Here is a 21688-nt window from a genome sequence, read left to right on the forward strand (position 1 = left end):
ATCAAACATGCCCGCATACACCCCGCTCGCCGCTACCGACACCCCCTCCGACATCACCCACGCCTCTCAACTCGACGTCGCCGGGGCGTTGTTGACCCTGCTGCGTGACACAACCACCGAACCGCGCCCCGACACACAACTGGAGTCCCTGACCCTGGCCGTGGCCGCCGATCTGCCCGTGCTCCTGTGGGGTGAGCCGGGGATCGGCAAGACCGCGGCCCTCACTCAGCTTGCCGCGGCCCTGGACCTTCCGCTGACCACAGTGATCGCCAGTGTGCACGAGCCGTCCGACTTCTCGGGCCTGCCCATCGTCGGAGACGACCCCGCGGAACAGGGTGTCCCCATGGCCCCGCCGGACTGGGCGGTGCGACTGGTACGGGCCGGCCGAGGGCTGCTGTTCCTGGACGAGCTGTCCACCGCACCGCCGGCCGTTCAGGCCGCCTTGCTCCGCCTCGTGCTCGAGCGGCGGATCGGCTCCCTGCAACTGCCGCCCGGGGTCCGGATCGTGGCTGCCGCCAATCCGCGCTCCTCGGCGGCCGACGGCTGGGAGCTGAGCCCGCCGCTGGCCAACCGGTTCGTTCACCTTCAGTGGACCCACGACCACGAGGTCGTCGTACGCGGCCTCGGTGGTACGTGGCCCCGGGCAACCTTGCCGCGGCTCGCCCCGGACAAGTTGTCGGAGGCCGTGGACTTCGCCCGCCGAGCGGTGTGCGGACTCCTCACGGCCCGCCCCAAACTCGTGCATCAACTGCCCAGCAACGAAACGCGCCGGGGCGGCCCGTGGCCGTCACCTCGAAGCTGGGAGATGGCCCTGCGCCTGATCGCCTTCGCGACCGCCGCCGGCTCCACCCGGGAGGTACTTTCCCTGCTGGTCAGGGGCACCGTGGGAGACGGTCCGGGGCTGGAGCTGCTGGCCGGCCTGGACCGGATGGACCTCCCGGACCCCGAGGTGCTTCTCGCCGACCCGACGGGCGCCGCCCTGCCGGAGCGGGGGGATCTGCGCCAGGCCGTGCTCGACGGCGTGGTGGCGGCGGTCCGCCAACGCCCGGAGAAGTCCCGCTGGGACGCAGCGTGGGAGCTCCTGGTGCGGGCGGTGGAGACCGGAGCCCCGGACCTGGTGGTCGTCCCCGCGACGACCCTCGCCACGCTGCGCCAAGAGGACTGGGATGTTCCGGCATCCATCGAGCGGCTCGCCGGAGTGGTGTCGCTGTCCCGGCGAGCGGATCGAGCGGCGGCCCGTGCCGCGGTCGCCGCGAAGGCCGGCCGATGATCCGGGACGCACCGGGGGCACTGGACCTCGACAAGCTCTTTGCCGCCCGACTGCAGGCCGCTCGGGTCCGGCCCTATCTGGCGACGGCTCTGTTCGCCCTGCACACCGTCGAGTCGAGGCTGGTACCGACGATGGCCGTCGACCGGTACTGGCGGTGCTACGTCTCGCCGGCGTTCGTGGACCGCACGCCGGTGGAGGAACTGGCAGGTGTATGGGTGCACGAGGTGTCGCACCTGCTGCGCGACCACCACGGACGCAGTGACCGGGTCGCGCGGGAGCGCGGGCTGACCGGCCCGGGGGAACGGCTGCGGATGAACATCGCCGCAGACTGCGAGATCAACGACGACGTGTTCGGTGACGGGCTGATCCGGCCCGAAGGCGCTGTCGAGCCGGTGTCCTTGGGACTGCCCGAGGGAGAGCTCATGGAGGACTACCTGCGCCAGTTCCGGCTCGGGCCGCGTACGCAGAGCATGGCCTGGCTGGACTGCGGAAGCGGTGCCGACGGACTGGAACGGGAGTGGGAGCTGGGACCGGACGGCGCGCACGGCCTCAGTGAGCAGGAACGGGACGCGGTCCGGTTCCGCGTGGCGCAGGGCATCACCGGCCGTCCGGGGCACGCACCGAAGGGGTGGCAGCGGTGGGCGGAGGAGGCGTTCCATCCGCCACAGCCGTGGCGGGAGTTGCTGGGAGCGGCGGTCCGCTCGGCGGTCTCCGGCCCCGGGGCAGGCGAGGATTACACCTACGGTCGGCCGTCGCGGCGCTCGGCCGGGGTGCCCGGCGCCGTACTGCCGACCCTGCGACGCAGACCACCCCGAGTCTGCGTGGTCATCGACACGTCCGGGTCGGTCAGCGACACCGAACTGGGCAGCGCCCTCCTCGAGGTTGGTGCGATCTCCCGTGCTGTGGGCGGCCGTCGCGACCTGATCACCGTGCTGCCGTGCGACGCGGCGGCCCGGATCGTGCACCCGCTGTGCCGTGGTGAGGGCATACCGCTGATGGGCGGTGGGGGTACCGATCTGCGCACGGGCTTCGCCAAGGCGCTCCGAGCGCGGCCCCGACCGGATGTCATCGTGGTCCTGACCGACGGGCAGACGCCCTGGCCGACCGCACAACCACCGTGCCGAACGGTGGTAGGTCTGTTCCCCCGGCAGTATGCAGCCCGGTCGTGGGACGAGGACGATCCCGATTACGTTCCGGACTCGCCGCCTGCGTGGGCACGCGTGGTTGACATCGGGTGAGCACGCTCATCCACCTGGGACAGCACCATGTTCCCGGGCCGGAACCTGATCACCGAGCCATGCGTCCTATCGGGCACGTCGTGCTCGCTCCAGGCCGAGGACGGGTCCGAGGCAGGTGGGTGGGACATGGTGAGGCGGGCGACCAGCAGGGTGGCGTCGGAATCCAGGACTACGGCCCCCCGGCGGTGGCCGATTCACGTCGGCCGGTGGCGTCGGCGGTGGGGCAAGGACGCCCAGGGTCAGTCATCCTGGGCGCGTGGGCGTGTTCTCGCGGCGCTTGCCGTGCTGGCCTCCAGCCTGATGGCCTTCCACGCGATCGTGCCCAACGCCGTGGGCCACCTGGGCAGTCTGCTGGAGGCATTCCTGCCCTGGCTCGGCCTGGCCGTCCCGGTGCTGCTCGTCCTGGCCCTGCTGCGCCGCTCGGCCACCGCGCTGGTGTTCGTGCTTCTCCCCGCAGCCGTCTGGGCGAACCTCTTCGGCGGGTTGCTCCTCTCCGGGGACCGCGGTGTTCGCGACATCACGGCGCTCCAGCACAACGTCAGTGACGAGAACACCGCTCCTGCCCGTACTGCGGAAGCTCTCATCCAGGCCGCGCCGGAGCTCATCGCTCTGGAAGAGCTGACGCCGTCCGCGCTGCCGCTCTATGAGACGGCCCTGGCGCCCGACTACCCCTATCACGCCGTTGAAGGCACCGTCGGACTCTGGTCGAAATACCCGCTGGCAGATGTGCGCCTGGTGGACATCAGGCCCAAGGGGATCGAAGAGGGCTGGAGCCGTGGGTTGCGGGCCGACGCGCGTACGCCGTGGGGCGAGATCGCTGTCTATGTCGCCCACCTGCCCTCGGTCCGTGTCCGGCTGAGCGGCTTCGACTCGGGTTGGCGGGACGAAAGCGCCGGACTGCTGGGCGCAGCCATCGCCGCCGAGAAGCTGGACAAGGTGATCCTCCTCGGTGACTTCAACAGCACGGTGGACGATCGCGGACTGGCCCCTGTCACCTCGCAGATGAACCCGCAGGCACGGGATTTCGCCTTTAGCTGGCCCGCGGTCTTCCCTGTTTCCCGGATCGACCACATCATGACCCGCTCGGCGACCGTCACCGACATCCGGACCCTGCCCGCCACCGGCAGCGACCACCTCCCGATCGCCGCCGGCATCAGACTCGCTTCTTGATCGCCGAGCGCGCTCGTCGGCGAACTCCGCCGAGCAGTAACACGGGTGGGGTCGGTGGCGGTGACGGCTTCCCCGACGTGGATCGGCGGCAATGGCAGCAGCAGCCCGGTTTGTTCGCGCAGTCTCGCCGACGTTTCCTCCCAGGGCGGGGCCGACTCAACGGTGCACTGATTCACCGCCGTCGCCGAGGCGAATGCTCAGCTGGGAACCCAGATCCTGGAAGCCCAGGGCAAGTGCCACACGCTTTGACGGATGCGGTCGTGCTCGCCATTGCGGAAGCAGCCCGGCATCCAGTGCATGAGTCGCCGCCGCTGACGCCACGACCCGCGCCAGCCCCCGGCCCCGACAGTCCGGCGCAACCAGCACGCTCAGGTGAGCGACCGACCGCGGCCAAGTTCGATAGCCGGCCGCGGCAACAATGTCGTCACCGTCGCGGAGAACGAACGCAGGAGAGGCGATGTCCGCCAACCCGCTCTCGTCTGCGTCCTCCTCACCAGCACGAGCCAGCAGCGAGGCCAACTCACCGTCGCCGCACATCACCTGCTCGACAGCGACGCCTCCATACGCAGGAAGGAAGTCGGCCCGGTCGAGATAGAAAAGGGAGGCCGGCCCAAGTACGTCGAGGACGGGCAACACGTCACGCAAACGATCCTCATCGACGAGTTCCTCGGGGGACAGCTTCCTCGAAGCGTCCACCATCTGCTTGGCGGCCCGCGCACTCGGCGCGGTGACGATGCCGGCACCTCCGAGGACCACGAGCCCCGTCCACAGCGGCGGACACAACCACGAGCCGGGGGAGACCACAACGTTCGCCCCGCCCGAGGAGAACTCCACTGGCGCCACCGCCAACTCAGTCCACAACTCCCGGGCCCGGCCGAGCAGCAGATCGCTAGTCATGGCCGTATGGTGCCGGGCCCCACTCCCCCGGACAACTGATCGTGGCATCGCCGCAGGAAACCCGGCCGCTCAACCGTCCGCCTCGCAGCTTCGGAAGTTCGAATCCCGCTCTGCCCGGTTCGCCGTCCGGGGCCTGTCGTGGTCGACGGAGGCACGGACCACCGAGCCGGGGGTGACGGGCTGCGCCGGTGTTCGCCGGCGGCCGTCAAGCCGTGGAATCATCGGGCCGCCGGGCAGGCACTGTCTCTGCGAAGGGTGGTGGGTGCAAGTGGTTGCCGACTGGGAGTGGGACGACACGTTGTTCCTGGGCACGGCCGCCCACTATCAGCGTGGAAGGCTGCCGTACGCCCCCGGGCTGGCGGACCTGCTCGCCGAGGTTCTGAGGCTCGACGGGCGAGGGCGTCTCGTCGACGTGGGCTGTGGACCGGGCACCCTTGCCCTGAGCCTGGCGCACTTGTTCCGCGAGATCGTCGGCGTCGACCCGGACAGTGGGATGATCGCCGAAGCCAAGCGCGGGGCCGCCGAGCGTGGAGTGACCGGGAAGGCGCAGTGGGTGCGGGCCCGGGCCGAGGATCTGCCCGCGGGTCTTGGAACGTTCATGGTCGCTACCTTCGGCCAGTCCTTCCATTGGATGGATCGCGACCTGGTGGCGGCAACCGTCAGGGACATGCTCCAGTCCGGCGGGGCGCTGGTGCACATCTCGGACTTGAAGACGGAGACCCGAGCCGTCGACGGTCTCCCATACCCGGCAGCCCCTTATGCGGCAGTGGAGGAGCTGGTCAGGCACTACCTGGGGCCGGTCCGACGAGCCGGCCGGGGGACGCTGCCGCACGGAACACCCGGCGATGAGGCGGCGGTGCTCACCCGGGCGGGATTCGCCGGCCCTCAGCGCCATGTAGTGCCCGGCGGGCAGGCGTTGGAGCGCACCGATGACGATGTCGTCGCGTGGGCGTTCTCGATGTCGTTCTCGGCTCCGCACCTGTTCGGCGCGCGCCGCGACGACTTCGAAGCGGACCTGCGTCGACTGCTGCGGGAGGTCTCCCCGTCGGGCAGGTTCTCCGAACGCCGGCCGAGCACCGAGGTCTTCGTCTGGTGGAAAGGCACCGCCGAACCAGGACCTGTGCCAACCCCGTGACTCCATCCGCGCAGGCCGAGCGTGACTGCACTCCGGTCGGTGGGCTGAGTACGTTCGGAACTCACATCCGGCGCGTTCGTGGCATCGGCTGGTCCGACCCCACCCCGAGGTGCGCCCTCCGCGACGCTGACCTGCGTAATTGTGACCGAGCAGCCATTGACAGCTGCGTGGACCGTTACGGAGAGTGTTGATCTCGTCAACCGGGGTGGGTACGTGGAACGACAGCAGTACGTGGAGCGGTGCTCAGAGCTCTTCGAGGTAGGCGGCTATGCCGCTGTCCGGACGACGGCTGAGGCCGGCCTCAAGGAGCTCGGGCCGGATCCGGATCTCTTCCGCTGGCTCGGACAGGCACACGCGGCGGAGGACGAGGACGACCATGACACCGAAGCCGAGGCCGCCTATCGGCAGGGTCTCGCGATCGCACCGGACGATCTCGGCCTCCTGGTGTCGTACCTGGAGCTGTGCCTTCGCTCCGACTCCTTCACCTATCCGGGACGCTCGAAGCGCGCGGTGGACATGCAGGCGAGGATCGAGGAACTGGCGCCGCCCGGGTCGTCCGAACGCCGGCGCGTCGACGACGCGGTCGGCTGGGCGGGCCGCGGTTACTGGGACGACCTGAAGGCCGGCGCTGCCATGGGACGGCTTCAGGGGGCAGCCGCCGCGGAACAGAGCGTGCTGGTCACGGACGCACTGCGGCGATCCGCCCGCGGCGAGTTCGCCGGGGATGGGGGAGAGGACCTTCAGGCGGCAGAGCTGGCTGCGGCGGTCGAGCTTCTGCGGGGGCGTCGATATGCGTGGATACGCCTACTGCTCGCCCATCGAGTCGCAGCGTACGTGTGGACCTTCGTCATGTCCTTCGGCGTCAACAAGGCGCTCGTGTGGAGCGGAGTGCTGGACTTCAGCCTGTGGGGCTGGCTGTTCTGGATCCCGGTGCTCACCGCAGAGGCCAAACTTCGCCAGGCCAAGAGACTGGGCCGGCAACGGGTCGTCGCGCGCATGCAGGAACGCCACGAGCGGACGGACGCCGCGTGAGCGGCGATGCACAGAGCCGGCCCCTTCCGGGCACTTCGGTCCAGCATAAGAAGTAGCGCAGGTCAGCTGCTGCGCCACAGACGCAACCGAAACGGGCTGCCCCGTCTCCAGCGCGTCGGCCGGCGAATCCCACCAACTGATGTGCTCCTTGCCGAACCGGCCCCGTAACCGCCCGCCGAGGGCGCGTTACGGGGCCGGTCCGCGTTCGAGGTTCACGCAGCTCCGGTCGGAGACTCGTCCCGAGCGTTGTCCGCCGCGAACGGATCGAGGTACGCGCTGACCACGGTCGCACGTGCGGGCAGGACGACGATGGAATCGCCCGGCTCCGGCCGCTCAGCCATGGCGGAGAGAGCAGGTCACCCGGACCGGCCGGGCTGCCGGCAGAACTCAAGCTTCAGCCTCAACTCTCGCGCACCACCGTGAACCGGTGTGTGCCCTGATCGAGGCCGGAGACGGTCACGTATCCGGCCTCGGGACGCACCGCGGATGTGGTCGCCCTGCCGTTCTTCCAGAGCGTCCGGCCGCCGGAGTACACGGTGACGCGGTGGCCGTTCGTGGGCAGCGCCACGGCACCGAGCGTGCCCCGCGGAGCCCGCACGGTCAGAGTGAACGTCGCGTCCTTGCGAACCCACTCCACGCCCAACGGGCCATGTGGAGTGGGTAGTTCACCCTGTGCCCAGTTCACCGATCCGGGATGCGGACGTACCTCCCAGCTGGCGTACCCGGGCGACGTCGGCTTCGCGCCCAGCAGTTGGTGGGTGAGCGCAGGCAGGACCCCGGTGGACCAGCCGTGCGCCATGCTCGTGTAGGCGTCCTCGTACAGCGAGCCGTCCGGGCCGATGCCCTCCCACTGGGTGATGCCGGGGTCGTGGCTGTCCATCCATCCGTAGGTGCGCTTGATCTGGTCGATCGCCGAGTCGGCCAGGCCGGTCTCGAAGCGTGCCACGAGCTCCGGGTAGGAAGTGAAGGCGTACACGCGCTGGGAGGCGCCTCCGAAGAGCGTGTCGTTGTCCATGAAGGCGTTGCCGTAACGGCGCTTTGTCGTTTTGTCGAGGTGAGCCAGCGCCGCGGCTGCTCGTTCGGAGTCGGCGACGCCCGAGGTGATGGCGATGGCGTTGCCGTCCTGGGCGTGCCGGACCGCGCCGGTCGCGGAGTCCAGATACGCTCCCGCGGACTCGTCCCACAGGTGGGTGTTGATCGCCTGAGCGACCTTCTTGGCCCGCTCCTGCCATCGTTGGGCGTCCCCGGCATGGCCCAGATGGACGGCGATGCGTGCCGCGTCGCCCAAGGCCTGTACGTAGTTGGCGTTGTAGTAGGTGACCCGGCCGGTGCGGCCGAGGAACGCGTAGTCGCCGTAGCCGGCCGTTCCGTTGAGTCCCTTGCTCAGCAGCCCCGCATCGTCCGTCACGCTCGGGTACCAGGTGTCGAGCACCTTGAGCAGCTGCGGGTAGTAGCGCGCCGCATAGTCCCGGTCCCCGGTGTAGAGCAGGTAATCCCAGCTGCACGTCACCCACCACAACGGGTAGTCGAACAGAGGAAGGGTGTAGTTGTTGATCGAGGCCGGCGGGATCCATCCGTCGTCCCGCTGGTGTTCGGCGAGGTCGGCCAGCACGTTGCGGGCAGCCTCGGCCACTTCGTCGTGGGTGAGGTAGAGGGTGCGACCAGACACCGCGAGGTCGCCGACATAGGGGTCGCGGTCCCGCTTGGGGCCGTCGTGCAGGACCAGCTTGCCGTCCAGCGAGGCGCTGAAGGCGTTGCGGGGATCCACGTCGTCCTTGCGGAAGATGTCGACGACCAGCTCGTTCGTGTAGGACGCGCCGTACCAGTAGCGGTTCAACTCCTCGTCGGAGCAGAGGAACCAGCCCCGGTAGGAGTCCGGTGTGCCGACGTATGCCGTGAAGTCGAGCGACACCGCGTCGACGGCCACAGTGCCCCAGGGCTGGGCGGCGGGTGCGTCGGACGGCAGGGCGTCCAGCGTGATCTTGAGATAGCGGAAGCCGTGCAGTCCGTCGGCGTACACCTTGTCGCCGTCCGAACCGTAGCCCTTCTTGTCCGTCCATGAGGCGCCGCCCGCCGGTACGGCGTACTGATCGGTGCCCTGCCCGGCGCCTCCCGCCTGGTCGGCGCGGGTGAAGTCGGAGCGGTCGGTGAGGTACTGCAGCGTCTCGGAGAATGCGAGGCGCACCCCGGGGTGGTTGTCCGAGGCCCAGGCGAAGTCCACCTTCGGGTACCCGACGACGACCTTGCCGAAGTCGAGCGTCACGCTGGGGGCCACCACCGGGTCCATGGCCTCCGGCCAGACCTCGTTGATACGGGTGAACACGCCCCGGCCGAGGTCCTGGGCGGCAGTCACCGTGATCCGTACCCGAGTCGTGGAGACCGGAGTGTCGAAGCGGACGGCGCGCTGCACGGCACTGTTGCCGGTGACCGTGGCGACCGTCCGCCACGCCGAGTCCGCCCATACGGCCACAGTGAAAGCGGTCGGCACCCCGTCCGTGCTGGACACCACCGTCAGGCCCGACAGTTCTTGCTCCTCGGGCGTGGTGAGGGTCAGGCTGTCGGGGAAGTCGCGCTCGGTGTCGTCGTTCCAGAACGTGCCGAGGTCGCCGTCGACGGCATTCCTGGCCTCGTACGTGCGCGGCCGGCCGTCGTTACCGTTGTTGCCCGCGTGTGTGGAGGACGCCTCGACGGTGGTTCCCTCCGGCCAGCGGGGCGCCGCGGGCGGCTGGGCGCGACGCAGGACAGTGACTTTGCCGCCGGACGTCAGGAGGGCGTCGGGCCGCGTCACGTCACCGTCCGACCGGACGATCCGTACCGGCCGCACCATGCGCCCGGTCGGTCCCTGTACATAGCGGTGCCAGGACCCGGCCGCGGGCAGGCGGCCGGACACGGTGGGCCCTGCGGCCGCTGCCGGGCCGGCCGCCGTCAGTGGCAGCCCGGCGGCCGCGGCCAGCACCGCACCGCCGAAGCCCACTTCGAGCACCGTTCGCCGATTCGGCCCCGATGTTGTCTTCACTTCATCCGTCATGCTGGCGTGCCTCCATCTGCGCGCACCGTCCATGCGCGGGTGATTCGATGTGGATCGGGCGTCACCGGAACGTCGTTACGGCTCAGCTGGAGAATCGGTGCGTGCCGGAGCCCGCGGCGAAGACGGCGCAGCCGTCCTCCATCCGGATGAACTCCGAGGTGCCATGGGTGACTTGGGCAGCATCGGCGGCGGGGATCCATACCTCGGCGGTGGTGTTGGCGGGCACCGTGAGGGCGAGGCGGAATCCGTCTTCGTCCACTTTCCAGCGGGTGGTGACAGGGCCGCGGACGGAGTCGTAGCGTCCCTCCGCCTCGGTTACGCCACCGCCCGGGCGGGGCCGGACAAGAATCTTCCGGAAACCCGGTGCGGCCGGTGCGATACCCGCGATGTTCGCGTACATCCACTCGCCCACGGAACCGTACGCGTAGTGGTTGAAGGAATTCATTCCGGCGTCCTGGAAGCTGCCGTCGGGCTTGATGGAGTCCCAGCGCTCCCACATCGTCGTCGCGCCCTTGTCGATCTGGTAACCCCAGCTGGGGAAGGACCGCTGGACGAGCAGCCGGTAGGCGACATCGGTATGACCCGTCGAGGTGAGCACGGGCAACAGGCGAGGGGTGCCGAGGAATCCGGTCGAGAGATGCCAGTCCTTGGCCTTGATGAGTTCGACGAGTCGGTCGGCCGCGGGTCCCCGGTCGGCTTCTGCCAGCAGGTCCATGGACAAGGCCAGCACATACGCGGTCTGCGTATCGCCCTTCACCCTGCCGCCGCTCGAGACGTACGCCGCGCGGAAGGCGTCACGGACGCTTGCGAAGAGTGCGGTATACGGTGCCGGGTCCTTTCCGAGGGCCCGAGCGGCCCGGGCGACGAGGTCGGCGGCATGGGCGAAGTACGCGGTGCCGATGACGTCCTTCGGGGTCTCGTCCTGGATGTTGAGCCAGTCGCCGTAGCCCTCGGCCGGCCGCAGGAAGCCGCTGCTGTGCTTCTCCAGGTACTCGAGCCACTTCAGCATCGAGGGCCAGGACTGATCGAGGACCCGGGTGTCGCCGTACGCCTGGTACAGCGCCCAGGGCACGGTCACCCCGGCATCGCCCCAGCCCGCCACACCCTTGCCGACCGTGCCGACGAAGGGAGCCACATCGGTGAACGCGCCGTCGTCCGACTGACCGTCACGCAGGTCGACGAGCCATTTGGTGAGGAAGCGCCCCGACTCCATGTTGTACGCGGCCGTCGGCGCGAAGACATTGATGTCGCCGGTCCAGCCGAGCCGCTCGTCGCGCGCCGGGGTGTCGGTGGGTATGGAGACGAAGTTGCCGCGCTGCCCCCAAGTGATGTTGCTGTGCAGCTGGTTGAGCATCGGAACGTTCGTCGAGAAGTCCATGGTGAAGGGTGCATCGGTGTGGATGACCCGCCCCACCACGGCGTTCAGCGGTGGCTTGCCCGGATAACCCGTCACCTCGACGTAGCGGAAGCCGTGGAAGGTGAAGCGAGGCTCGTACGTCTCCTTTCCGCCACCCTTGAGGGTGTACGTGTCGGTGGCGCGGGCGGAGCGCAGGTTGGTGGTGTAGATCGTGCCGTCCGGGTTGAGGACCTCCGCGTGGCGCAGCCGCACGGCCGTCCCCGCCTTGCCCGAGACGGTGAGGCGGACCGCGCCGACCATGTTCTGGCCGAGGTCGTAGACGAAGACACCGGGCTTCGGCTCGGTCATCTTCCTGGCGGGCAGCGTGCGCTCCACGCGCGTGGGGCCGCCGGCTTCGGCCACGAGAGCGGCGCTCACCTTGTCGACGGCGTCGGCCGCCACCCAGGCGGAGTCGTCGAATCCGGGGTGTGTCCAGCCCTCGGTCTCCAGGCGGGCGTCGTACTCCTCGCCCGACATGATGTCGGCGCTCGTGACGGGACCGATCGCGGCCTGCCAGTCGGTGCCGGAGAGCACACGCTCGGTCGAGCCGTCGGCGTAGGTGACCTCCAACTGGGCGAGGAACGCCGGTCGTTCGCCGTACTGGTGCGGGCCGAACATGCCGACATTGCCCGCGTACCAGCCGGTGGCGACGGTCACGCCGAGGGCGTTGGCCCCGGCCCGGACCAGTTTCGTCACGTCGTACGTCTGGTACTGGACCCGCTTGCGGTAGTCCGTCCAGCCGGGCGCGAGCCGGTCCTCGCCGACCCGCTCGCCGTTGAGATGAGCCTCGTACAGGCCCAGAGCTGTGGAGTACAGCCGCGCCCGGGCGACGGAAGAGCGCTTCAGACGGAACTCATGGCGCAGCTGAACGGCGGGCGATGAGGACGGTGTCACCTTTCCCCACGGGCCCGAACCCCACTTCGCGAGCGCTTTCGCCTGCTGCCAGGAGGTGTCGTCGAAAGCGGCGGAACGCCAGTCCCCGGCCGGCTCTTCATCGACGGCCTTCCAGTCGGCTCCGGTGACGAGGGCGTGCACCCCGTCTGCGGTGGTCAGCTCGAGGAGTCCGAGCAGACCGGCGGGCGAGGCCGTGGCGTTGGTGGCGGATACGGCGATCATCGAGGCGCCGGTCTGCAGGTGGGCGGTCACGTCGACGAGAACGGGGCGGCGCCAGTTCTCCGCCGGCCCATCCGCTTCGGCGTGCGCGACCTGCGTCCCGTTCACGTACGCGGTGTAGCCGTCGTCGGCGGTCATGACCAGGCGTGCACGGGTCACCCCTGCGGGGATGTCGACACGGCCGCGGAAGAAGCGGGTCCCCGCGGGAGCTCCGGCGGCCGGGTCGCCCTCCGGGAACCAGATCCACGAGGCGTCGTCCAGCGCGGGGGCGCCGATGAGCTCGGCGGGCGCGCCGATCCACTGCGCGGACCAGTCGGACCGGGCCGTCAGACCGGTCTCCCACCAGGACGGCTCGCTCCATGCGGAGGCTTTGCCCGCGGCGTCCCAGACACGCACCGACCAGTAGTAGCGGGTACGTGACGTGAGTGCGGGTCCCGCGTACGGCACCAGTACGGAATCCGGGGACATGACCTTGCCGCTGTCCCACACGTCGGGCTTCGCGAGGCGTCCCGGGGAGCCGGCGACGCGTATCTGATAGGCGGTCTGCGCCTGGCCCGGCCTGTCGGAGGCCAGAGGCCAGCTCAGCCTGGGTTGTGGCACGTCAAGTCCGAGCGGGTGGCTCACGTACTCGACGGTCGGTCCGTTGACGCGTACGCCCTGCGTCACTTCTGTTCCTCCGGCGGCGGCCCCAGGGACTTGAGTTGCCTGCGCGGCGGCGCTCGGTGCGGCGGAGGCGATGGCCGTCCCCAGGGCTGCCGTGGCGGTCGTGCTGAGCAGTCGTCTTCTGCTGATCACGGTCGGCTCCATACGACTCGATGATGAATCGTTTCAGGCATGGAAACTAGAGTGGGTGAAGTGACCTGTCAAGGGTTTGGGCGTGGCTGCAAAGGGTTCAAAGATTTGCAAGTCCGCGCCATTGACGCAGTTCGTGGTGCGAGGCTAGGTTCAGTGCAATCTACTTGAAACCTTTCACCGTAGACCCTTTCCTGACCCGTCCTCTCGGAGCCGATCAGTGCTGTTCCATGGAACGGCAGAGGTCTTCACGCATGCCTTGGTCGTAGGGTTCGCCAACATATTCGCCGCGTGAGCGGTGGGTGGTGAGGGGCACGTGAGACCGGGCAGCGGATGCCTTGCGCGCGGGCCGCGGGGAACTTCCGGAGGCTACGCATCTCTTGGCGCCGGCAGCGGTCACGGCTGCCGGTTGCGCGTTTCCGACTCGCACACGAGCGGGCCGACTTCACCGTCCGCAGGCCCTGGGTGTGCGTCCCCAGTGACCCGTCTCAGTGAACGTGCACCTGCGTGAGGCCGTGATCTGCGGTCATTCGGACCGAGCGACACATAGGGTGAGCTCGTGGCAGTAAGGTTCAAGCTATGAGCGGTTTGCCGCGTGAACTGCGAGAGTTGATCGCGTCCGGGCCCATGGTTCACCTGAGCACGATCAACCCCGACGGAAGCCCGCAGGTGACCGTCATCTGGATCGGGCTGGACGGCGATGATCTCGTCAGTGGTCACATGTCGCACCATGTGAAGCTGCGCAACATCGAGCACGACCCACGGGTCGTATTGTCCTTCGACGCACCGCGGGTGCCCGGTGTCTTCCTGAACGAGTACGCCGTGTTGCGGGCGCGGGCCGAAGTTCAGCCGCGCGACGACGCATGGGATTTGCTCAACCGCTTGGCGAAGGTCTACATGTCCCATGACGCCGAATTCCCGGCGCCGAGGGGCCCCGGCTATGTCGTGCGCTACTCCGTCGAGCGCATCGGCGGCGTCGGTCCGTGGACGTCCACCTCCCGCTGAGTTGCGGGCAAACGCCATACGCATGGATCGCCACTCTCGGTTACGGGTGGTTGGTCGAGCTCCCCAGGTCTACGGTTGAAGAGGGTGCGATGTGAGCGGAGGCGATGCGTCGTGGCTGCAACCAAAAGAATTCTGGTCATTGTCACCAATGTCGATGAATACAAGAAATCCGGCATGAGGACGGGACTTTGGCTGGGCGAGTTGACCCACTTCTGGGACGTGGCCGAGCCCAGCGGATTCTCGATGGATATCGCAAGCCCGTCCGGAGGGAAGGTCCCCATCGACCCGGAGAGCCTGTCGCATGAGGTGCTGGCGGAGCTGAACACCGGGAAGCGGTATGAGAACAGAAGGTTCATGGATCTCCTCGAGGACACCAAGAAGATCTCAGAGGTGAACGTCGAAGACTACGACGCGATTTACCTCACCGGTGGCCATGGAGTCATGTTCGACTTTCCGCAGAGTCAGGATCTCGAAAGCCTGATGGCCAAGTTCTACGAGACAGGTCGAGTCGTGTCGACGGTTTGCCACGGGGCAACCGGGTTGCTGAATGTGACCCTGAGCGACGGGCAGCCCCTGGTCAGGGGAAAGAGCGTCACCGGGTTCTCCTGGCCCGAAGAGGAACTGGCGAACAGGGCGCAGGCGGTTCCCTACAACCTGCAGGAAGAGCTGAAGAAACTCGGCGCCAAGTACAGTACGGCCGATGAGCCGTTCGAAACCTACGTCGTCGAAGAAGGACGGCTGATAACCGGTCAGAACCCGGGTAGTGCCAGAGCTGTCGCCGAAGCCGTTGTCCGGCAGTTGACTGCAGCATGACGCAAAGGGGAGTGGGGACCGGCTCATCGAACCCAGCGGATGAACCGTTGATCAACTCGATCTGCACGTAGTAGATTCGGCCCGGAGACGCGAATCTGTGGGGACGTACGCGCCGTACCGGACCTGCTGAGACGACGCGCTCAGGAGAGGTCATGGGCGGAAGCGAAACGCAGGTCGATTTTGTGTCGGAGGCGCCCGAGCCTCGCCTGCCGGCCGTCAACTGGATCCACGGATCCCCGTCGGCGAAACACAACACGGACCCCGATATCCAGGTCCACGCGTACGACGAGCACACGTTCATCCTGCGCCAGAACATGGCGATCAACTACGAGGCGCCGTTCCTGTTCCTGATCTTCGGCAACACTCGAGCTGTACTCATCGATACCGGAGCCACCGAGTCCGCCCAGTTCTTTCCGCTGCGCCGGGTTGTCGACGACCTGGTCGGGCGGTGGTTGGCCGAGCATCCCCGGGACGGCTACACGCTGCTCGTCCTGCACACCCACGGCCACGGCGACCACATCGCGGCCGACGCACAGTTCACCGACCGTCCCCACACCACGGTCGTGCAGGCGGATCGGAGCAGTGCCTGGGGCTACTTCGGTTTCACTGACAACCCGGACCGGGTGGCCCGGGTCGACCTCGGCGGCCGAGTGCTGGAGTGTCTCGCCACCCCCGGCCACCATGAGGCGGCCATCACCTACTACGACCCGCACACCGGATTCCTGCTCACCGGCGACACGGTGTACCCGGGGCGGCTGTATGTCGAGGACTGGGGCGCCTTCGGAAGAACTGTCGACCGCTTGATCGCGTTCGCTGACACCCGACCCGTCACCCACATCCTCGGCTGCCACATCGAGATGACCAACGAGCCCGGTGTGGACTACCCGGTGCTGACCACGTATCAGCCCGATGAGCCACCGATGCAGATGACCATCAGCCAACTGCGCAGCATTCGCGAAGCGATGGACGAGATCGGCGGCCGACCCGGACGGCACGCTTTCCCCGGCTTCATCATCTGCAACGGAGACGCGTGAGCAGTCGCGGAATCCGGGCGCTTCAGGTCACCGCCTCCCTTGGCGGATAACCGGCAATCCACCGTTCGAGGTGCATTCTCTGGGCGGGACCGTGGCCGAGTCCACCGTCGGCCGACGATGACGACCGTCCGCCTGTACAGCGGAGACATGGGACCACCCTCCGAGATCCAGGTCAGGTCTCTCCTGCCGCGGTGCGCCACGGGAGACGCACGTCACATGCGGTCCTGTCACGTCCGGCCGAGCTGTTCCGTCAGGAATGCGTAGGCACCGACAACGGCAAGGAGGGCACCATGGATGCTCGTTTGAACCTCTTCGGCAACCCGGTCGCAACCAAGTTCCTGGGGCACGTCGTCTCGGCGGGCAAGGCGGTCTCGGGCTCGACGCTGCCGGCCGCGACTCAGGAACTGGTGAAGATCCGCGCCAGCCAGATCAATGGCTGCGGCTTCTGCACCGACATGCACACCAAGGACGCCGCACATGCCGGGGAGACCTCGACGCGTCTCAACCTGGTCGCGGCCTGGCGCGAGGCCACGGTGTTCAGCGATGCCGAGCGCGCTGCCCTGGAGCTGGCGGAGCAGGGCACCCGCATCGCCGACGCGGCCGGTGGTGTCACGGACGAGGCCTGGGCGAACGCCGCCAAGCACTACGACGAGGATCAGCTCGCCGCCCTGGTGTCTCTCATCGCCCTGATCAACGCGTTCAACCGCGTGAACGTCATCGTCCGGCAGCCCGCCGGCGACTACCAGCCCGGCCAGTTCGGATAGGCAGGATTTCCTGGCCGGGACCGCCGGTGCCCTGCACCTGCATCGGCACACACCCCGGGTGCCCCTCGTGGGGGCCCGGGGCATTGTGCCGGTCCGCCCGACGGACCGGCCGATGTTCCTGGTCGGTCCGCCGCGGGACCGGCCGACGGCGTGGTCGTCCGGATCGTGGGCCGGGGCCCCTTGGTGCGGGCCCCGGCCGCATGCGGGTGGGCACGCACGATCGTGGAGTCCACCGCAACGATCCAGTTCAACTCATACACAACCCGCGACCCATATGGGACTCAGGTTACTGGGGTCGGGGCGCGTCCGGTCGATGGCTCGCTGTCAACCCGCACCGGTCAGGTCGCGATGGATGACGCGGGCAGCTCCTTCGATGGTGGCGACGCCGTAATCCATGGTGAGGTTGCCGCTCGACAGGACAGTCATGCCGTAGTCGTGACCGCTGCCGGTGAAGGCGCCGACGCTGTGCACCCGCCATCCGTCGGTCGCCCGTGGCAGCCACCCGTTCTTGACGTGCACCGTTGCCGAAGCGGGCGATCCCGCGGGCACCCCCCACCTCTGGCCGGGGGTGACGTGCTCCATCAGATCGAGAGCGTAGGCGCGCGAGGTCGCGCCGAGCACTGAGTTCTCCGTCGTCAGCAGCTGCATCAGCCGGAGCTCGTCACCGGCGGTGATCTGGGTGAGCCCCCAGCTTCCACCGGAACCCGGAACGGTGTGCCGCATGTCTGCCAGGGCCAGGAACTTCTTGAAGCCGGCGGATCCGATCTGGTGCCAGAGAGCGGACGTCGCGTCGTTGTCGGACTTGGTGATCATCGCGGTGGTCAGTTTCACCTCCTGCGGAGTCAGCTTCCGGTGCGCCTCCTCGGCCTGCCGCAGCAGTGCTCCGAGCACCGTGACTTTGACGACACTGGCGGAGTCGAAGTGTGTGTCGGCCCTGAGCTCGCAGGTGGTTCCGGTGATCCGGTCGTAGAGGGCCAGCGCCGAGGTGTCCTGCCGCCCGTCGAGAGCACCGGCTATGTCATGGGACAGGCGGGAAGCCAGGCCTGGCTTCTGCGAGGTGCAGACGACCTTCGAACCTCCCACTGTGGCGCCGGCCGTGCTTGCCGAGGCCGGGGCGGCCGTGGTGAATACGGCGAGCAATGAGCTTGTGGCCAGGACAGCGGCCACGCCGCGCCGAGAGCAGGTCAATATGTGCGATCCGTACATGAAGGCTAGGTCCTGTCCTGCTGCGTGTCGGAGTTCATCTCGCCGGATCTCGCGCGGCTGGGGAGAGTCGGCTCCCGCCACGCTTGCTTTCAACCGCTCGGCAAGGTGGGCTGCGGCAGGTGGCTGCCCTGGCACCTGTGTGGGCCGCAGAGAATCAATGAATGGGGAGAATGGCCGAGCCAAATCGGCTTGGATCCCCATTTGATATCTCAAAGCGACCATACGTTCTGAGGGGGCAGGAATTTCAAATAAAATGGGCGAATTGTCCGATATGAGAACGATGTCGGCATGTGATATTCGCCAAACAGGCGGCCTCGGGAGCGGGGATCCAGAGCGCCGACGCGGCAGGACAGCCGGCAGCACGCCTCGGCGCCGTCAGCTCCTGTCGGCGCCGGAGCTCACTCCTTGACCGCCCCCTCGTTGGCGCCGCTCACGAAGTAGCGCTGGAAGCAGAAGAACAGCGCGGCCACCGGGATGGTGGAGAGCAGAGCTGCCGTCAGCTTCAGGGGATACTGTGTGCCGCCGCCGAGACCGCCCGAGACAAAGCGGGCCAGGCCCGTGGTGAGTGTCTCGTACTGGCCGGACTGGGTGCTGACGAGGAAGTGCGTGAACTCGTTCCACGACCCCTGGAACGACAGAATCGTAAGGGTGATCAACGCCGGTCTGGCCATCGGCAGGACTACGGACCAGAAGATCCGGAACACGCCCGCCCCGTCGACCCGCGCGGCCTCCTCGACCTCGCGCGGCACCGATTCGAAGAACTGTTTCATGATGAAGATGCCTGCCGCGTCCACCAGCAACGGCAGGATCATGCCGGTGTAGGTGTCGAAGAGCCCGAAGGTGTTGAGCACCAGGAACTTCGGGATGAGCAGCGCCACTCCGGGCACCGCCATCACTGAGAGCACAAAGCCGAACAGTACCGAGCGGCCCCAGAAGCGCAGCCGCGCCAACGCGTACCCCGCCATCGAGTCGAACAGCACCCGGCCCGCAGTCACCAGTACCGCCACCAGCGCCGAGTTGCTGAGCCAGCGCAGGAAGGGAACCCCTTCCGAGGCTTGGCCCAGCCCGAACAGCCGCTGGTACGCGGCCGTCGTCGGAGTGGTGGGCAACAGGGCAAGCGGATGCGCGGCGGCATCCGGGTCCGTCTTGAAACCGGTCACCAGCTGGAGGACGAACGGCAGCAGATAGAGCAGACCCAGCCCCAGCACCACTGCGTACCCCAGCAACCGCGCCGGCAGCGGGAAACGGCTGAGGACGGGGTGCCTTCGTTCGCGCGATGCGCGACGGCGAGGGGTCCGCCGAACCCAGTCGCGTACGGCCGTACCGGCGGCGGTCATCGGTTCCTCCCGGTGTGTGCGCCACGCTCCCGCAGCGCCCAGCGCTGGAACGCGGTCAGAATGAGGATCAGGGCCAGCAGGATGAACGCGATCGCCGAGCCCTGCCCGAAGTCCGCGTTGTCGAACCCCGCGGAGTACGACAGGAACGCGGGCGTCAGCGTCGTGTTGCCCGGGGCGCCCTGGCCCATCACGTACACCTGGTCGAAGACCTGCCAGGTGGAGATCAGTCCCAGCGTCAGGACCAGGAACAGCACGGGACGCAGAGCGGGCAGCGTCACGTACCGAAGCATCTGGCGGCGGTTGACCCCTTCGATGGCGGCCGACTCCTCCAGCTCCCGCGGGATGTTCTGGAGCGCCGCGAGGAAGATCAGCATGAAACTGCCCGAGGTGGTCCACACGGCGAGCAGGATGATCGTGCACATCGCGACCGAGGGGCCTGCGAGCCACTCGAACCACGACAGCCCCATCAGGGAGTGATCGGCCAGTACTCCGGCAGGCCGTTCAGGATCGACGATTCCCAGACCGCTCAGAATGAGGGAGAGCACTCCGCGCGGGTCCGCGAACCAGTTCGGTCCCTTGAGCCCGATCCAGGACAGCATGGAGTTGACGGCTCCGCTGCCCTGGAAGAGGAAGAGGAAGACCGTGGAGACGGCGATGGAGCTGGTGACCGACGGGAAGAAGAACGTTGTACGGAGCGCGCCCCGCCCCCGCAGCAGTTTCTGGTTGACGATCAGGGCCAGGGCCAGTGCCAGCACGGTCTGCAGAGGGACGGTCAACAGTACGTAATAGGCGTTGTTGCGCAGGGACGTCGCGAAGAGCGTGCGGTCGAGTCCGTCCTGGGTGAGCAGCGTCCGGTAGTTGTCCAGACCGACGAAATCGGCCTTACCGGAGAACGGGTTGGACTGTCCGTCCCAGTGCAGCAGGCTCACCCACAGCGCCATCAGGATGGGAAGCACCATGAAGAGGCCGAGGACGAGCACCATGGGGCTGACGAACAGCCAGCCCCAGGTGCCCTCCCCGCGAAGGCCCGCGCGCGGAGCGTGAGCCTTCGCAGTCGTACCGGTTCTGCCAGGTGCGCTGTCAGGTGCGCCGGGCGAGCCGGTCGTGGGGGGAGTGCCGCTCGCGCGCATCGTGCGGATGGGCATGGGGCTCAGTTGCCCTTCACGATCGCCTGTTCGCCGTTGCGCTGAAGGTCGGCGAGGATCTTCTTCGGGTCGGCGGTGCGCAGCGACTGCAGATCGGTGTTGAACTGGCTCAGGACCTTGTCGAACCCGGCGATCGTCACCGGGCCCTGCGCGTAGGCGTTGCCGTCCACCCAGGCCTTGGCGGCCGGCTGCTTGTCGGCGTACGTCTCGAGCGCACTCGTCCGCGACGGCATGACACCGAAAGCGTCGGCGAATGCGAGCTGCTGCTTCGCGGAGGTGAGGTACTTCACGAGGTCGACGCCCGCCGCGCGGTGCGCGCTGTCGGCGGCGACGCCCCAGCAGTTGCTGAAGGCGAGGGTGCCCTTGCCGGCCGGCCCCTCGGGCAGCGGCGCGATGGCGTACTTCACATCGGGGTAGTCGAGCTTCATACCGCCGTCGAGCCAGTTGCCTTCGATGGTCATCGCGGCCTTGCCCTTGCCGAGCGCCTCACCGCCCCAGCTGGTGTCCACCTGCTTCGCGAACTTCATCGAGCCCGACTTGAGCAGGGACTGGACGAAGGCGAGCCCCTTGGCGTTCTCGGGGGTGTCGGCGGTCATCTTCTTCTGGTCCGCGTCGGTGAGCCAGCCACCGGCCTGCTTCATGAAGACGCCGAGTCGCTGGTACTCGTCGCTGGTGACCAGACCGGTGACGCCGTTGCCCGTGAGCTTGTCCGCGACGGTCCTCAGTTCCTCCCAGCTCTTCGGATAGTCCTTCTCCGTCAGCCCGGCCTTCTTCCAAAGATCGGTGTTGATGGCGAGGCCGAGGGTGGAGGTGTCCTTCGGCAGGCAGACCAGCTTTCCGTTGTACGAGAACGAGGCGCGCAGCTGCTCGGAGAAGTCGTCGGCGTCGGATATCCGGTCCCCGTAGGCGTAGAGCGAGCCGCCCTTCGCGTAGTTCGCGAACTGGTCGGAGTTGACGTAGAAGACGTCCGGCGGCTTGTGCCCGGCGAAGGACTGAGCAAGCTGCTGGTTCATGTCCTTGGCGACTTCGACCGTGACCGTGTTGCCCGACCTCTTCGCATACGCGGCGGTGGCGACCTTGACCGCCTGGGTTTCGGCGTCCCCCGAGGTGGCGATCAGTACCGTCAGATTCTGCTTGCCGGCCTTGTCCTGCTCGGGCTCCTTGTCGCTGCCGAAGCTGGATGAGCAGCCGGTGGCGGCCAGCAGCGCCGCGCAGGTGGCGAGGGCGGCGACGGCCGTACGGGTGACCATGATTTCCTCCAGAAGGCATAACTTGCGGCTCAGCTGCCCGGAAAGGGCGTGCTGTGAATCGGG

General features: G+C 67.8%; 17 protein-coding genes. 9 read left to right on the top strand and 8 right to left on the bottom strand.

The window, feature by feature from the left end:
* Positions 1 to 7: 7 nt before the first annotated feature.
* The 3 genes from OHA88_RS40600 (at position 8) to OHA88_RS40610 (ending at position 3678) form a co-directional block, all read left to right on the top strand.
* The gene (locus tag OHA88_RS40600) at positions 8 to 1270 is read left to right on the top strand and encodes an AAA family ATPase (protein WP_328629237.1); all 1263 of its coding nucleotides are present in this window, start codon (positions 8 to 10) and stop codon (positions 1268 to 1270) included.
* Positions 1267 to 2508: a vWA domain-containing protein gene (locus OHA88_RS40605; RefSeq protein WP_328629238.1), complete on the top strand. Its 1242-nt coding sequence runs from the start codon at positions 1267 to 1269 to the stop codon at positions 2506 to 2508. Before OHA88_RS40600 ends, OHA88_RS40605 begins: the two co-directional genes overlap by 4 nt.
* A gap of 126 nt (positions 2509 to 2634) precedes the next feature.
* The gene (locus OHA88_RS40610; RefSeq protein WP_425900911.1) at positions 2635 to 3678 is read left to right on the top strand and encodes an endonuclease/exonuclease/phosphatase family protein; all 1044 of its coding nucleotides are present in this window, start codon (positions 2635 to 2637) and stop codon (positions 3676 to 3678) included.
* 156 nt (positions 3679 to 3834) lie between these two features.
* Here OHA88_RS40610 and OHA88_RS40615 read toward each other — a convergent pair whose 3' ends face one another.
* Entirely contained in the window at positions 3835 to 4575 is a 741-nt protein-coding gene (locus OHA88_RS40615; protein ID WP_328629239.1) for a GNAT family N-acetyltransferase, read from the bottom strand.
* Between the two features lie 268 nt (positions 4576 to 4843).
* Between OHA88_RS40615 and OHA88_RS40620 the strand changes: the two genes are divergently transcribed.
* Entirely contained in the window at positions 4844 to 5710 is an 867-nt protein-coding gene (locus tag OHA88_RS40620) for a class I SAM-dependent methyltransferase (RefSeq protein ID WP_328629240.1), read from the top strand.
* A gap of 213 nt (positions 5711 to 5923) precedes the next feature.
* Positions 5924 to 6742 (top strand): hypothetical protein, encoded by an 819-nt coding sequence (locus tag OHA88_RS40625; RefSeq protein WP_328629241.1) that lies wholly within the window; start codon positions 5924 to 5926, stop codon positions 6740 to 6742.
* 212 nt (positions 6743 to 6954) lie between these two features.
* On the opposite strand, the gene OHA88_RS40630 is transcribed toward OHA88_RS40625, so the two are convergent.
* The 3 genes from OHA88_RS40630 to OHA88_RS40640 all read right to left on the bottom strand — a co-directional run bounded on the left by OHA88_RS40630 (position 6955) and on the right by OHA88_RS40640 (position 13074).
* Positions 6955 to 7083, bottom strand: coding sequence for a hypothetical protein (locus OHA88_RS40630; protein WP_328629242.1), 129 nt, complete (start codon positions 7081 to 7083; stop codon positions 6955 to 6957).
* Positions 7084 to 7142: 59 nt separating this feature from the next.
* Complete coding sequence (locus OHA88_RS40635) at positions 7143 to 9770, bottom strand: alpha-L-rhamnosidase-related protein (protein WP_328629243.1); 2628 nt, start codon at positions 9768 to 9770, stop codon at positions 7143 to 7145.
* Positions 9771 to 9852: 82 nt separating this feature from the next.
* The gene (locus OHA88_RS40640) at positions 9853 to 13074 is read right to left on the bottom strand and encodes an alpha-L-rhamnosidase (RefSeq protein ID WP_328629244.1); all 3222 of its coding nucleotides are present in this window, start codon (positions 13072 to 13074) and stop codon (positions 9853 to 9855) included.
* A 576-nt stretch (positions 13075 to 13650) separates the two neighbouring features.
* Here OHA88_RS40640 and OHA88_RS40645 point away from each other — a divergent pair.
* The 4 genes from OHA88_RS40645 to OHA88_RS40660 all read left to right on the top strand — a co-directional run bounded on the left by OHA88_RS40645 (position 13651) and on the right by OHA88_RS40660 (position 16687).
* Positions 13651 to 14076: a PPOX class F420-dependent oxidoreductase gene (locus tag OHA88_RS40645; RefSeq protein WP_328629245.1), complete on the top strand. Its 426-nt coding sequence runs from the start codon at positions 13651 to 13653 to the stop codon at positions 14074 to 14076.
* A 111-nt stretch (positions 14077 to 14187) separates the two neighbouring features.
* Positions 14188 to 14889, top strand: coding sequence for a type 1 glutamine amidotransferase domain-containing protein (locus OHA88_RS40650; RefSeq protein WP_328629246.1), 702 nt, complete (start codon positions 14188 to 14190; stop codon positions 14887 to 14889).
* A 152-nt stretch (positions 14890 to 15041) separates the two neighbouring features.
* Complete coding sequence (locus OHA88_RS40655; RefSeq protein ID WP_328629247.1) at positions 15042 to 15923, top strand: MBL fold metallo-hydrolase; 882 nt, start codon at positions 15042 to 15044, stop codon at positions 15921 to 15923.
* A 290-nt stretch (positions 15924 to 16213) separates the two neighbouring features.
* Positions 16214 to 16687 (top strand): carboxymuconolactone decarboxylase family protein, encoded by a 474-nt coding sequence (locus tag OHA88_RS40660; protein WP_328629248.1) that lies wholly within the window; start codon positions 16214 to 16216, stop codon positions 16685 to 16687.
* A gap of 324 nt (positions 16688 to 17011) precedes the next feature.
* Here the strand turns inward: OHA88_RS40660 and OHA88_RS40670 are convergent, their stop codons facing one another.
* The 4 genes from OHA88_RS40670 to OHA88_RS40685 all read right to left on the bottom strand — a co-directional run bounded on the left by OHA88_RS40670 (position 17012) and on the right by OHA88_RS40685 (position 21625).
* Positions 17012 to 17893: a serine hydrolase gene (locus tag OHA88_RS40670; protein WP_328629249.1), complete on the bottom strand. Its 882-nt coding sequence runs from the start codon at positions 17891 to 17893 to the stop codon at positions 17012 to 17014.
* A gap of 398 nt (positions 17894 to 18291) precedes the next feature.
* Positions 18292 to 19230 carry a carbohydrate ABC transporter permease gene (locus OHA88_RS40675; protein ID WP_328629250.1) on the bottom strand — a complete coding sequence of 313 codons (939 nt, stop codon included), beginning with the start codon at positions 19228 to 19230 and terminating at the stop codon, positions 18292 to 18294.
* The gene (locus OHA88_RS40680; RefSeq protein WP_328629251.1) at positions 19227 to 20375 is read right to left on the bottom strand and encodes a carbohydrate ABC transporter permease; all 1149 of its coding nucleotides are present in this window, start codon (positions 20373 to 20375) and stop codon (positions 19227 to 19229) included. The genes OHA88_RS40675 and OHA88_RS40680 overlap by 4 nt, the downstream gene beginning before the upstream one ends.
* A 5-nt stretch (positions 20376 to 20380) precedes the next feature.
* Complete coding sequence (locus OHA88_RS40685) at positions 20381 to 21625, bottom strand: sugar ABC transporter substrate-binding protein (protein ID WP_328629252.1); 1245 nt, start codon at positions 21623 to 21625, stop codon at positions 20381 to 20383.
* Positions 21626 to 21688: the final 63 nt, after the last annotated feature.

This window comes from Streptomyces sp. NBC_00353 (assembly GCF_036108815.1).
Taxonomy (GTDB): Bacteria; Actinomycetota; Actinomycetes; order Streptomycetales; family Streptomycetaceae; genus Streptomyces.